9 protein-coding genes are annotated in these 12,796 nt (G+C 40.5%); 4 read left to right on the top strand and 5 right to left on the bottom strand.

Annotated elements, in window-relative coordinates; all coding sequences use genetic code 11:
• Positions 1–15 precede the first annotated feature (15 nt).
• On the bottom strand, positions 16–672 hold the full coding sequence (locus E4N80_RS09605) for an HAD family hydrolase (protein ID WP_253699020.1): 657 nt from the start codon (positions 670–672) through the stop codon (positions 16–18).
• Between the two features lie 365 nt (positions 673–1,037).
• On the opposite strand from E4N80_RS09605, the gene E4N80_RS09600 reads away from it, so the two are divergent.
• Positions 1,038–1,547, top strand: a complete 510-nt coding sequence (locus tag E4N80_RS09600) for a hypothetical protein (protein WP_002667067.1) — start codon at positions 1,038–1,040, stop codon at positions 1,545–1,547.
• A gap of 24 nt (positions 1,548–1,571) precedes the next feature.
• Positions 1,572–3,812 carry a formylglycine-generating enzyme family protein gene (locus tag E4N80_RS09595; RefSeq protein WP_253699019.1) on the top strand — a complete coding sequence of 747 codons (2,241 nt, stop codon included), beginning with the start codon at positions 1,572–1,574 and terminating at the stop codon, positions 3,810–3,812.
• Here E4N80_RS09595 and E4N80_RS09590 read toward each other — a convergent pair.
• Positions 3,775–4,059, bottom strand: a complete 285-nt coding sequence (locus E4N80_RS09590; RefSeq protein WP_253689048.1) for a hypothetical protein — start codon at positions 4,057–4,059, stop codon at positions 3,775–3,777. The genes E4N80_RS09595 and E4N80_RS09590 overlap by 38 nt on opposite strands.
• Positions 4,060–4,114: 55 nt before the next feature.
• On the opposite strand from E4N80_RS09590, the gene E4N80_RS09585 reads away from it, so the two are divergent.
• On the top strand, positions 4,115–4,882 hold the full coding sequence (locus E4N80_RS09585) for a TrmH family RNA methyltransferase (protein ID WP_253699018.1): 768 nt from the start codon (positions 4,115–4,117) through the stop codon (positions 4,880–4,882).
• On the opposite strand, the gene E4N80_RS09580 is transcribed toward E4N80_RS09585, so the two are convergent.
• The 3 genes from E4N80_RS09580 to E4N80_RS09570 form a co-directional block, all read right to left on the bottom strand.
• Positions 4,854–5,381 carry a TDE2712 family protein gene (locus E4N80_RS09580; RefSeq protein ID WP_002667070.1) on the bottom strand — a complete coding sequence of 176 codons (528 nt, stop codon included), beginning with the start codon at positions 5,379–5,381 and terminating at the stop codon, positions 4,854–4,856. The genes E4N80_RS09585 and E4N80_RS09580 overlap by 29 nt on opposite strands.
• A gap of 96 nt (positions 5,382–5,477) precedes the next feature.
• The gene (locus E4N80_RS09575) at positions 5,478–6,401 is read right to left on the bottom strand and encodes a PD-(D/E)XK nuclease family transposase (protein WP_253699017.1); all 924 of its coding nucleotides are present in this window, start codon (positions 6,399–6,401) and stop codon (positions 5,478–5,480) included.
• Between the two features lie 125 nt (positions 6,402–6,526).
• A complete protein-coding gene (locus tag E4N80_RS09570) occupies positions 6,527–7,891 on the bottom strand; it encodes an MATE family efflux transporter (RefSeq protein ID WP_253699016.1) in 1,365 nt (454 codons plus the stop codon).
• Positions 7,892–8,112: 221 nt separating this feature from the next.
• On the opposite strand from E4N80_RS09570, the gene E4N80_RS09565 reads away from it, so the two are divergent.
• Positions 8,113–12,783, top strand: coding sequence for an Ig-like domain-containing protein (locus tag E4N80_RS09565; protein WP_253699015.1), 4,671 nt, complete (start codon positions 8,113–8,115; stop codon positions 12,781–12,783).
• The last annotated feature ends 13 nt before the right edge of the window (positions 12,784–12,796 follow it).

Genomic DNA, 12,796 nt, shown 5'->3' with positions numbered 1-12,796 from the left:
GAGGCTATATAAATGTTAGCCTAAGGCTATCTTTAGGATTTCTTCAGGGCTTGAGATTATTGCATCAGCTCCGGCTTGTTCCAATTCAGGGCGTTTTCTAAAACCCCATAAAACGCCGATTGTAAAAAGCCCTGCATTTTTTCCGGTTTGAACATCCGTTGCCGTGTCTCCTATATAAAGAAAATCTTTTTTTTCAAGTTTGAGAATTTTTAAAATTTCATAGACACCTGCAGGGTCAGGCTTTAAAGCGACAGAATCCCGGGCTCCTAAGATACATGAAAAAGTGTTTTCGCCGAAGATTGTTTTAACAACCTTTTCTGTTGTGGGATGAGGCTTGTTTGAAAGCACATTTACGGAAATCCCGTTTTTGATTAAATCCGCTAAAAGCTTTTTAATTCCCGGATAGGCCTCGCATAGATAAACTGGATCTGCATCATAGGCGGCATTATATTCCGTAAGAATTTTTTCTTCCAAATCTTTATCGTTTTTTCCTGCACGTTCAAGAACTCTTTGTACAAGTTTTCTCGCACCGTTGCCTGTTAAGATTTTAAATTCTTCCGCATCTACAGGCGGTATACCGTATTTAGCCGTTTCAGCATTTAAAAAATGAGCTATCGAATAAAGGGAGTTGGTTAAGGTCCCGTCCAAATCAAAAATACATGCTTTTTTCATAAGGCCTCTATTCTAACAAAAATCAAAAATCTATTCAAGCTAAAAGATGTTATGCATAAAAATTAATTTTATGATAAAAAGGTATTGAACAAGGCTTTTCCGAAGGTTCATACCAAACAAAGCTTGAAACGGCAAAGCTGATGCGTATGCATAATTACCCGATTGCAGAAATTTGTACAATGACCGGCCTTTCCAAAGAAGAAGTGGAAGCGCTGAATTAATTGATAATTTAAGAAATTACCCATTAAAAATCTCCCCCAAAACGTTGAAATCCGTCGGAAAGCGGGTTATAATAACTATATCAGACATCTTAGTCAGTCCGCAAATCCTTAAGCCGATTAAAACAACTTTAACAGGAGGAGTCTATGAAGTTTAGAACAAACAAAAACAAGGGAGCCGCGGCGTTCATCACAGCCGCATTCATCGTACTTACCGCAGCACTGGTCTTTACCGGCTGCCCGAACAGTGCGGGCGGAAGCAGTTCGGGAGGCGGCAACATCGACGGCGTATGGAAAGCTCTTTCCTCAACAGTAAACGGCGGAACACCGGTACCATATCCGATATCCAATCCTAATCCGGGCGGCGGTACTGGACAGCTGTATTACTGTTTTTCGGAAGGTAAAGCATATCTCGCATTCAAAATAGAGGGAAATTCAAATCCCGGAGGAAACGGTCTTTTTAAAGGCGATCCGTGGGAAGAAGAATATACCTTTGAAAACAATATGCTTAAGTTAGTCGGAGAATCTCTGCCGTTTGTCTTAACCGGAAACACGGCAGCACTGACCACAACCGAAGGTAGTAAGACCATTGTAACAATGCTTGAGCGGGTAAGCTTGCCCACCGTAGCCGAAATTAAAGCGGCAAAGAAACCGTAATAGGTTGGAAAACAGGAGTTATTTATGAAACACAGTAACAAAAAAAGAGCCGCGGCGCTCATCACAGCCGCATTCATCGTACTTACCACAGCACTGGTCTTTACCGGCTGCCCCAACAATGCGGGCGGCGGAGGCGGGGGCGGTTCTACCGTCAGCATCACCGTAACAGGCGATGAGCACATAAACCTGCCGTCGAAGCCGGTTGCAGTACGGGCAGGTGCCAAGTGGGCGGAAGCGCAGTCAACGGTTAAAAGCAGGGTCAGCGCCAAGCCGAACTTTTTGATCGACTCGTGGCACTTGGGTGCTGACGAAAGCGCACCGGAACTGAAAGACACGGATACTTTTTACACGAACGCAACCGTGTTTGTTAAATCGCGGCCGGACTTACCCGACCTTTCAAGTATACAGGGCTCGGGCCCTCAGGTTAAAATAACTTTCGAGGTAACGCCTGAAGAAGGAGGTTCCATACTGGGGCCGAAGTCGATCAGCGTCAACAAGGGAACCCGTTGGAATTCGGTTCTTAAAACCTATGCCAAAGCTGCGCTCAAAGTGCACTACGGCTTTCAGTGTAACGGATGGAAAAAGAACGGCAATACGGTGAACGATACCTATACCTTCGACGACGACACAACCATCTTTGCAGAGCTGGAAGACCTGCGCATTAACATCACCGTAAAGGGCGACGGCAACGTGAGCGTACCGGACAGCACGCCGCTTGTTGTGCTGAGCGGAAGAAAGTGGAAGGACATAAAAGAGCAGGCCGCAAACAGGGTACAGGTCAGCGATCCTAGTAACATTGCCGTAACCGCATGGCACCGGGGAGAAAGCGATCCCGTGTTGACCGACGAGTACGAGTTTAAAAAAGACGACGGACAAAACCGCACTGTCTTTGCCAAAACGGGCGACCGGCGCATTAAGCTTACCGTTACGTACGGTTCAGGCTCGGGTACACCGGAGACCGCCGGCATTATCACCATATACGACGGCGATGAGTGGCACAACGTACAAAAGCAGGTTGAAAAACTGGTAACCGTTCCCGAAGACCATTCCATACACTGGTATTGGGATAATGCAGGCGGGGAGTTTATAGACTTTTTCTATACGTTTAAAGCGAGCGACGGGAATGCACGTACGGTGTATGCCAGAGTGTCGCCGCCCATAGAGCTTACCGTTACATACGGCAGGATTACGGGGGCAACGGTAACGCTCGGCACCGTAACCGCAAAGCACCGCGGGTTGTGGTACGGCGTACAAGACCGGCTTAAGTATAAGTATCCTCTTCTCAAAAATACGGAGGTGGAATGGCATTGGAATGATAAAAACGGAGAGCTTATAAGCGATACCTATGAGTTTGACGCCGGCAACGTGCCGTCGGACACGGTGTATGCGTTTGTCAGACCTCGAATAATTACGTATTACGGCGGACTGAGGTATCTTGCACCGATAGGCTCTGGCGGTTCGTATGAAGATTACAATATGCAGAAGATAGACGCGGTAACGGACGGCTATGTCGGAGGCGATGCCTACCACTACGTCTACAACGATCCGCATAAGGTCAGTTTAACCGCCTATCGGATAGGCACAACGGAAGTTACGCAAGAGTTGTATGAGCTGGTAATGGCACACAATCCGAGTTACTTTCAGGGCAGCTCACATCCGACTGCATCAGGCGAGAGCCAAGAAAAGCGCCCGGTAGAACAGGTAAGCTGGTTTGATGCGATAGCTTTTTGCAACGAGCTTACGCGCTGTTGTTACTCTTTGGGAGAAGCGCAATGCGTGTATACCTATAACGGGCATACCTACACGGTAGAAGATGCACAGGCACACAATGTGCCCGTCATGGATATGAGCAAAAAAGGCTTCCGCTTGCCGACCCAAGCCGAATGGGAGTGGGCTGCCCAAAGCGGCACTGCATGGCAGAAATGGGCGGGCACTAACGACGAAGACAAACTTTCATACTACGCGTGGTACGATGCGAACGAATACGGCAGAACGCACCAAGCGGGACGTAAAAAGGCAAACCCGTTCGGTCTTTTTGACATGTCGGGCAACGTAAGCGAATGGTGCTGGGATTGGTGGATCCAGACTACGCCTGAGGGCGGTACCGATCCTGTCGGGCCGCTTTCGGGCACTAATCGCACCACCTGCGGCGGCGGTTATTCTTTCTTCGACTCTGCGTGTTGTTGTGCGTATCGCGGCCTTGAAGAACCCGACAAGAACAAGGATACTACCGGCTTTCGCATAGTGTGCAGGTATGAGTTTTAAGCTTTCCGCCTAAAACATCGCACGCGTGGAACCACCGCACATCCTGTGCGGTTAAGCCAAAAGCGGACAGGATGTCTGCCTTACGGCAAACATCGCGTGTCGGTATGGGAATTGCACCTCCGTGTGCAATTTTCATACCGAGTTTGTCTTCGCCAAACTCGCAAGACTTATGACGTTTTTTTTGCTGTCCGTGACAGGACTCCGCTAAGGATAGGTTTACCGTGGAGTAATGGATTATTGGATTCATTACTAATTAATAACCGCTACTTCCATAGACCCTGCTTTTTGTGTATGATAAGCCCATGGGTAAAAAATTTGAAAAAGAATTGCCGGTTTGCGGCTTTGAAAGCTGTCTTGCTTTGGCAAAACATCATCCCGAAAAAATCTCCCGTCTGTTTTTTTCGGAAAAAAGAGCAAAGCAGTTCGGCGAGGTTTGTAAGTATTTGGCTTCCAATAAAAGGTTATATAGAATAGTTTCCGATGATGAATTGGAAAAGCTCTCGGAATCGGTGCATCATCAGGGCGTAACGGCGATGATCTTTGAGCCTGAAATTCCTGTTTTAGAGCATGAAGAAATAAACCTTTGGGCTCAAAATAAAGAGCATGTTTTAATGCTCGATGAAATAGGAAATGCAAACAACTTGGGAGCAATAATAAGAAGTGCCGCTTTTTTCGGTATAGAAAATATAGTTTTAACAAAGGAAGATAAACAGGCTTCGATTACCACCTCGGCTTATAGGGTCGCGCAGGGCGGAATGGAATTTGTAAAAATATTTAAGGTTTCATCGACGGCTTGGTTTTTGCGCCAGTGCCGAGGAAGGCTTACCTGTATAGGCACGGACTTAAGAGCTCACCACGAAATAGCCGACCTTGGAAGATTGATTGAAAAAGATGAGGCTTGTGTGATTGTCTTAGGAAATGAAGAGAGGGGAATCAGCGAGGAGGCTAAAAAGCTTTGTGCCCACCTTGTAAAAATAAAGGGAAGCGGCAATGTGGAAAGCTTAAATGTCGCCCAAGCCGCAACCCTTTTTTGCCATAGTCTTAGTGCAACAAACCCTCAATCTTTTTAATTACGTATTCTTTTAAGGGGAGACCCGCAATCTTAATGTCTTTCGGGTCTTCATAATTCGGAATAAGTTTAAAAAAGTTAATATAAATTTTATTTCCTTTAATATAAAATTCTTCTGCATGGGCAGGAATAAAGATGAGCTCAATCTCATCGAATTTTGTCGAAGCCTTGTACTTTTCCGTAAGCTCTGCAAGGTTTAAGGTTTTAATTGGAGCCATCATATTGTGCATAGTCTGTAAGTCTTCCAAAATCCACATATTGTTATTCCAAAAGCGGCTTTCGCTCAAGGTGCGGTTGTTCAGTTTTTCTCTATTGGAAATTGCAGACATAACCCTGCGGACGGAATCCTTAGAAAAGTCTTCATTGTAAACGACTTCCATCTGAGGCTTTTCGGCAATACTCATAAAGTAATCGTCACCCATCTTATCCTTTGAGGCTACGCTTTCCCAAAAGAAAATCATCATTTCCAAAACGTCAAAATCAATCTTTATATTTTTCATAAAGAAACCTCCATATTTTTTAACCGCTTAGAGTTTACACCTATTGTTGTTTTTTTTCAATGAGTAACAGTTAAAAGCTGGTACAAAAGTTATGACCTATAATTTTCCGACTTCTTCTTTAGAAAGCCCTGTGATTGTATAAATATCTTCAAGCGGATAATTCATGTTTTTCATGATTTTTGCCGTTTCAATGGCTTTTTGATGTGAACCGGCTATTTTACCTTCGGCCAAGCCTTCAGCTAATCCTATACTTCTTCCTTCAGAACGGCCTTCGGCTAAGCCAGCAGTCCGCCCTTCGGCTAAGCCCTCTCTTCTAGCTGCACTGCGTTCATCTTCCACATACATCCGATATTTTTCGTCAGAGAGTTCTATTGCCATTCGCCTCTCTTCATCAGTTACCCTAAAGAGTGTTGCTTCTGCCATTTTTATACCCTCCTCTAATTTACACAATTTTTCCAACATTCCGCTTTTTTTGTCTTCTTCATAGTTGGCCAAAAACCTTATCCAAAAATCTTTTAAGCTATACTCTTCCAAACTCTTTTTCATAGTATAAACTATTAGCTCGTTTAATTCAACATACATATATTGAATTATTGAGCTCTCAGGCATCTTTACAAGCTCTGCATTTTTAGGAACATCGCAGCCGAAAACGGAAAGACTTATGGCGTACAAAAAGTCGTCCTCTTTGGGCTCCGTTTTTAAAAAGCGGGAAGCGAGACGCATGAGGTACATTTGACTTCTGCGATGATAGTTTGTTTTCCAAAACTGCTGCATTTCAAGGTCTACAAGAAGGCCGTTGTCGGTTCTAATCAAAAAATCGAGGCGGTAAGTTTCTCCCGAAGGCCTATCCCTGATAAGCTCGGTGTTTATTATTTCTGCCTTATTGATTTTACCGTAAGAATCTTCCAAAAAAGCGTTTAAAAAGCTTATAAGAGCCTTATTTCCTTCTTCGCCTTTTGAAAACATCAACTTAAAAACCCAATCTGTTTTGGGGTTTAAAATAGTTTGTTCATTTGACATAACTTTTCTCCTTAATAATAATTTGCATACCAAATCAATGGTTAGGATAAAGCAAAAAATTCTTTTATGCCTTATCATTATTATTGTAGGATTTTATTTCATTTAAGAGTAAAATTTTGAAAAAATTATTTTTTTATTCCCGAAACCCACTTGGTGTTTAAGATCAAGATAACCGCAACAAGGCCGGCAGTGAGGTTTGAGAAAAGGTTTCCCCAATATATTGAATAATAGGAGAGATATCTTTCGGTTGCGAGAATGAAGATATAGCGTAAAAGCCAGATTCGCAAAATGCCGAGCATTAGGGGAATCTTTGTTTTACCGAGGCCTATAAAGGCTCCTTGAATTGTCATACAGACGCCGAAGCCTATGACTGAGTAGGTATAAATATGCAGTGCTTTAACGGCAATATCGCCGATTTCGGGCATTTCCGGCTTAAACATCGATACAAGATAGGCGGAGGAAGGCACAATAACGGCAATCAGCACTGCTCCGCTTATAGCACTTGTAATACAACCTAAGAGACAGGCTCTTTTTGCCTTTTTCGGATTTTCGGAACCTATGTTCATGCTGACCATAGTTGTAACGGCAGCGCTAAAACAGCCGGGGATATTAAAACAAATTGTAGAAATATTGCTTGCAATACTTTGTCCGTTTAAAATAACAGCTCCGTAAGGTTCCATTTCTCTGTTTATAAGGAAAAAGCCGAGATAAACAAAGGCATAATTTATCATTGCAGGGAAACCTACATGTAAGAGCTCTTTGAGAGTAGGAGAAGAAAACTTAAAATTTTTTAAACTAAGTTTATCGGGGTTCTTTTTTAAAAAAAGATCATAGAACATCCATGCTGCTACTACCATATTGGCTAAAAGGGAAGCTAGTACACAGCCGTCTATTTTCATTCTAAAAATATATAAAAAGATAAAATTGCCTATTATTTTGATTATAAGCATTATAATCATTCTAAAAAAAGGAGCTTCAGGCTTGCCGTTTGCATTTTTTATACCATTGTAGATAGCTTCCATGAAGCTGAGAGGCATTACAAAACAATAAAGCGAAATGTATCTAAAAACCAAGGGGGCTATTTCGCTTTTTAGGGTATAGCTTATTATTGTTCCTATTATAAATAAAAGAGGAATTGAGGCTATTCCCAATAAAAAAGAAAATACAAAAATTTGGGTTGCTACCTTTTTACTTTCATCAATATTGCCTCGTCCGTTAAGCTGTCCGATAATTGCCGTAGCTCCGACACTCAAGCCCTGTCCAAGGGCTAAGACAATGAATATAATAGGTTGAGAAAAGCTGACTGCACTGGCTGTTACATGGTCAGTAAGCCTGTTTATAAAAAGGCCGTCAGTAAAGGGCATCATAGCCTGAAGCATAGCCATCATTAGAGCCGGTAAAGAAAGAATGATTAGGGTTTTGAGAGGTGAAGCGGTCAAAATAAGCTCGCGCCTTTGTGCTGTGGTTTGTCCTATAAATTTAAGCTTCATAATCTTGATATTCTATCCTATTATTAAAAAATAGGGAAGATGTATAATTATAAAAAATAGTAAAAATTACTTGATATTATTGACATTTTGTATGTATATTATATTGTAGATATATCCATTTTCTATCATTTTTTTTATTTTGATTTAGATATATTAAAGATTTAAGCTATTTTAACCGATAATATATCGGTTAAATTGCCGAATGAGTTTAGGAGTATTTTATGAAAAAAATAACAATTTATTTGTTGATTATGTTTAGTGCCTTTAGTCTGCTATATGCAGGAGGGTCAAAAGATATAGATAGTGTACAGATGACCAATAAAGAAAGCTGGCATCAATCTATAGATATATCCGGAAAGAAAAAAGGAAAATATAATGTATTGATAAAGGCTGTAGATATAGCCGGTAATGAGGGTTATGTAGGGCCTTTTAATATGTACATAGATCCTAATTCCGACTTACCGATAGTAAACATAAGTAATCCTAAAACCGAGGCCGTAGTATCGGGCAACTTAAACGTAATAGGAACCTGTATAGACGATGATGCAGTAGACTATGTAGAGTTACGCATAGACGACGGAGAAAATATATACCGAGCTAAGGGTAAAGAATTTTGGTCGTATTATATCAACACTGAAAATTTTGAAGAAGGAACGCATACAATAGAGGCTTGGGGTGTAGACGTTAACGGCGTAAAGGGAAAATCCGTCAAAAACAGCTTTTACATAAACCGGTTATCTCCAATAACTCAGATAGGCAACAAGAGTTTAGGAGAGCTTGTTTCAGGCAAGATAACAATTGACGGAACAGTAGAAGACGGAAATGGTGTAGAAAGACTGTTATATTCATTAAATAATGGAGAAAACTTTGAAGAACTAAAACTATCCTATAATAAAAGAACAAAGCAGTCAAAGTTTTCATTAAGACTAAACACAAAAACAATAGAAGATGGGCCTAAAGTAATTTGGTTTAAGGCAATAGATAAACAAGGAAAGATCGGTATACACACATTTTTATTGTTTGTAGATAATACGTCTCCTTTAGTAGAGTTTATCTATCCCGAAGGCGATAGCCCGACTGAACCTGTATTTTCTGTAGCAGGAAAGGCTATGGATTCGGTAGGTTTATCAAGCTTATCTTGGAAGTGCAACAATGAGAGCGGCGAGTTTGAACTTACTCCCGGAAATAATTATTGGATAAAAGAATTCGATGTAAGCAAAAGCGGTGCTAAGAGTGCAGTTATTGAAATAACTGCAACTGATATTGCCGGAAACGTAGTAAAGATAAAAAAAACCATCGCAATAGATCAAAATAAAGGAAAGCCTGTAATAGAAATGCTGAGACCTGTTATGGATACGGAGGTTTTTGAAGATCTTTATATAGCAGGTGTAGTGCATGACCTATATGGAGCTAGTGAAGTACGATACAAAATAGATAAGGGTGAAGAAAAAATTATACCTGCATATACTGCCGGTTTTGGAGCCGTAGAAAAAGGAATAAATGCAGGAAACCATACATTAACAATATATGCAGTAAACAAAAAAGGAATATCCGGTATTCCGGTAAGTATAAATTTCAAAGCAGAAGGTAAGGAACCGGTTATATCATTTGGTAACGGTGAGACCATAATACCTGTATATAACGCTCAATCTAAGGCTTCTACATCGGTACATGTAAAGGCTCCTTCAGGTTTAAAATATATAAGTGCAGGTTTTAATGGAGAAGAAGAAGCCTCATTGCCCGTAAAGGCCGGACAGACGGAATATGTAATAAAAACAAATGTAAATACCAAATCCGAACCGGGCTTGTATACCGTTTCCGTTACGGCCACCGACATAAATGACAGAATTACCAAACAAACCTTAGTTATCCGAGTTGTAAATATGTCCGGGGCAGGTGCGGAAGAAAATCTTGCCTGGGCTAAAACCAATTTGAATGAGAATAATCAGGTTGTTTTAACTGAAGGAAAATCCTTATTCGGCGTTTACCAGCCCAGAGAAGGAATGGTTATAGAATCTTTGGGAGTTATAGGCGGTAAAAACATTGAGGCTGAATATGAAGGCAACTCAATAAAATTAACCGTAAACGGAGACGGTTTATATAAGGGCGTAGGTGTAAAAATTACCGACAGTGAAGGCTCTGTATATACAAGCCCTCTTGTTGACATTATTTCAGATATGGCTCCGCCTGCAATAAACCTTGATATGAGCGAAGGTGCAGCTTTTGTAAATAAGTCTATAAATTTAAAGGGCAAGGCCTCAGATGGAGCCGGCATTAAAACCGTAGAATACAGTCTAGGCAGCGATTCTTCTTATGTAAAGTTGTCTGCTGCTTTTAATGAAACTATAAATATAAGCGGGCAACCTGACGGCCCGATACTGCTTACCATAAAAGCCGTCGATTTAGCCGGAAAAGAGAGCTTTGAAAATAGAGTATTTTATAAGGACAGCGAAGCTCCTGAGGCCGTTATGGTATTACCTGAGACCGAAGGAAAGGTAAACGGTTCAATATACGCGGCTTTTAGGATAACTGATAGATTTCCCGGCGTAAAAGCAGAATATAAGGGTGCAAGTAAAGGTGCTGAATGGCAAATTTTTGAATATAGCTCCTTACCGAATCTTATAATAGGCAGTGCAAAAGAACCTTTAAGTAAGAACATGCAGTTTAGGTTTACCGACCTTGCAGGGAATACGAGAAATTTCAATAGTTATAGTTTTGACATAGACAATAGTGAAGATGCTCCAAAGGTAGACTTACATTTACCGAACGAGAATGAGATTATAACGAGCGATTTTGAAATATCCGGTATGGTATATGATGACGATGAAGCTGCTAAAATCTACTACAAAATAGATAAGGGCTCTTATAAGTCGATGGATATAAAAAACAGCTTTTCTATACCCATATTGTTAAGCGAGCTTACTGATAATGAGCATGAAATAACCATGTATGCTGAAGATATTTACGGAGTAACAAGCCAACCTGTAACTAGAAAGATAAGAGTGTCTTTAGAAGTACCTCAGGTTGGAGTATCTTATCCTTTGATAACAGACACAGTACAAGGGGTAAGCGTAATATCTGGTAGTGCCTTGGATAAAAACGGAATCAAAAAGGTTGAAGTATCGTTTGATAACGGTTTGACATATAATCTTGCAGAAGGCGGAGAAAAATGGCAGTATCGTATAAATACCCATATAATAAATGATGGAACCCATATAGTTTTTGTAAAGGCAACGGATAATTATGAGCAAGTATGTTTATATTCTACGTCAATTAACATAGATAATACGGTTCCTGTGCTAAAACTGGAATATCCGCTGGCAGGGTCTCAATTAGATAACAATCTTTTTGTGTCGGGGCATGTATATGATAACATTTCTCTTGAAGGAGTAATGCTAAAAATAAAGAGCCTTGATGGAAAGTCTGTACCTCAAAAATTAGCCGAGATGAAACTCGAAAAAGATATAATTCTTTCAAAAGATATAGATATAAGTTCATTGCCTGAAGGAAGGTATAATCTTGAGATAAGCGGAGTAGATAAGGCAAATAATACTAATGAGGCTGCTGTTAATTTTGATGTTTACAGAAAGAAGGATAGAAACAGGTTAGAGCTGTTATATCCTTTAAACGGTGAGACGGTAAGAGGCGAATTCAATATATATGGAAGACTGATAGTAGATAATGCTGTAGAAGAAGCCGCTTTATATATAGACGGAAAAGAACTTGAAAGGGTCTCTGTATCTAAAACCGGCTATGTTTGTTTTAAGATAAACAGTGAAAAGCTTTTAAATGGAGAGCATAGTATTGAGTTAAGGGCAAATCGTTCAGGTTTCGGGTCTCTTAATTCTGAAGTACATAAGATAAATTATGAAATAGAAGGTCCTTGGATCACTATTGATAACTTTGCTATGGGCGACTTTGCGATAGAAAGACCTTATCTTAGAGGAAGAGCCGGTTATACGGTATCTGAAGAAGAAAAGGCTCTGGTATCTTCAAAGGATGCTACATCTGAAGATAAAAGAGCTTTTAAAGCAAAACGTGTTAAATATGTAGAAGTCAGTTTTGATAACGGAAAAACCTTTACTCCCGTTAAGTCTGCTGCTAATTGGAAGTATAGAATTGAGACAGATGATATGGCAGAAGGAAATCACTTTTTATTGTTAAGGGCTGTTATGGAAAATAGAGAAACAGCGGTTTGTAGGACAATAGTAAAGATAGATAAGACTGCTCCAAAAGTAACATTAATATCGCCCGGAGAAGGAGGAAAGTACAATGGTGCGATAGAGTTTAGCGGTTTGTCTTCTGATGATGTAGAGCTGTCAAGTGTAGAAGCTCTTTTAAGGAAGGGAGATAAGGCGAGCTATGGATTACCTAAGTTTATACAAGGTTTGCATTTTGAAACGGCCTTTTGGGGCGCTTCTTTGTGGAATTTAGGTATAGGATTGAGCTTTTTTGATGATAACGTAAAACTGCAGCTTCATTATGGACAGTTTTTACAAAGTCAGTTTAAAGCATTATACGGCAATCACCAAATTAGATATGGTGGGCATATTGTTTCTCTGAAACTTTTAGCTAACGTATATGAACTGCCTTTCGGTTACTATTTTGGACCTGATTGGAAATGGTTGTATCTAAATGTGGCCTTGGGTGCACAGTTTTCGCTTTTTACGCATACCCAAAGCGGCCGTCCTCAAATCTTGTCGGCTTTGCTTACACAAATTGAATTTCCTCGTGTGAAATTCCATAAGCAAAAGTATTTTAGTTCTTTCTCAATATTTACGGAAGGACAGTTATGGTTTATACCTACCGATGTAGATTCAAAGAGTAAAAAATCTGCAATAAAATCGGTTGTTCCGCATATATCTGTAGGTATAAGAGTTGATATATTTTAAGAAAACTTTTTAG

It is taken from the genome of Treponema denticola, from assembly GCF_024181605.1.
Lineage (GTDB): Bacteria > Spirochaetota > Spirochaetia > Treponematales > Treponemataceae > Treponema_B > Treponema_B denticola_B.
The sequence above is the reverse complement of the archived record's forward strand: the minus strand, read 5'-3'. Positions and strand labels throughout refer to the sequence as shown.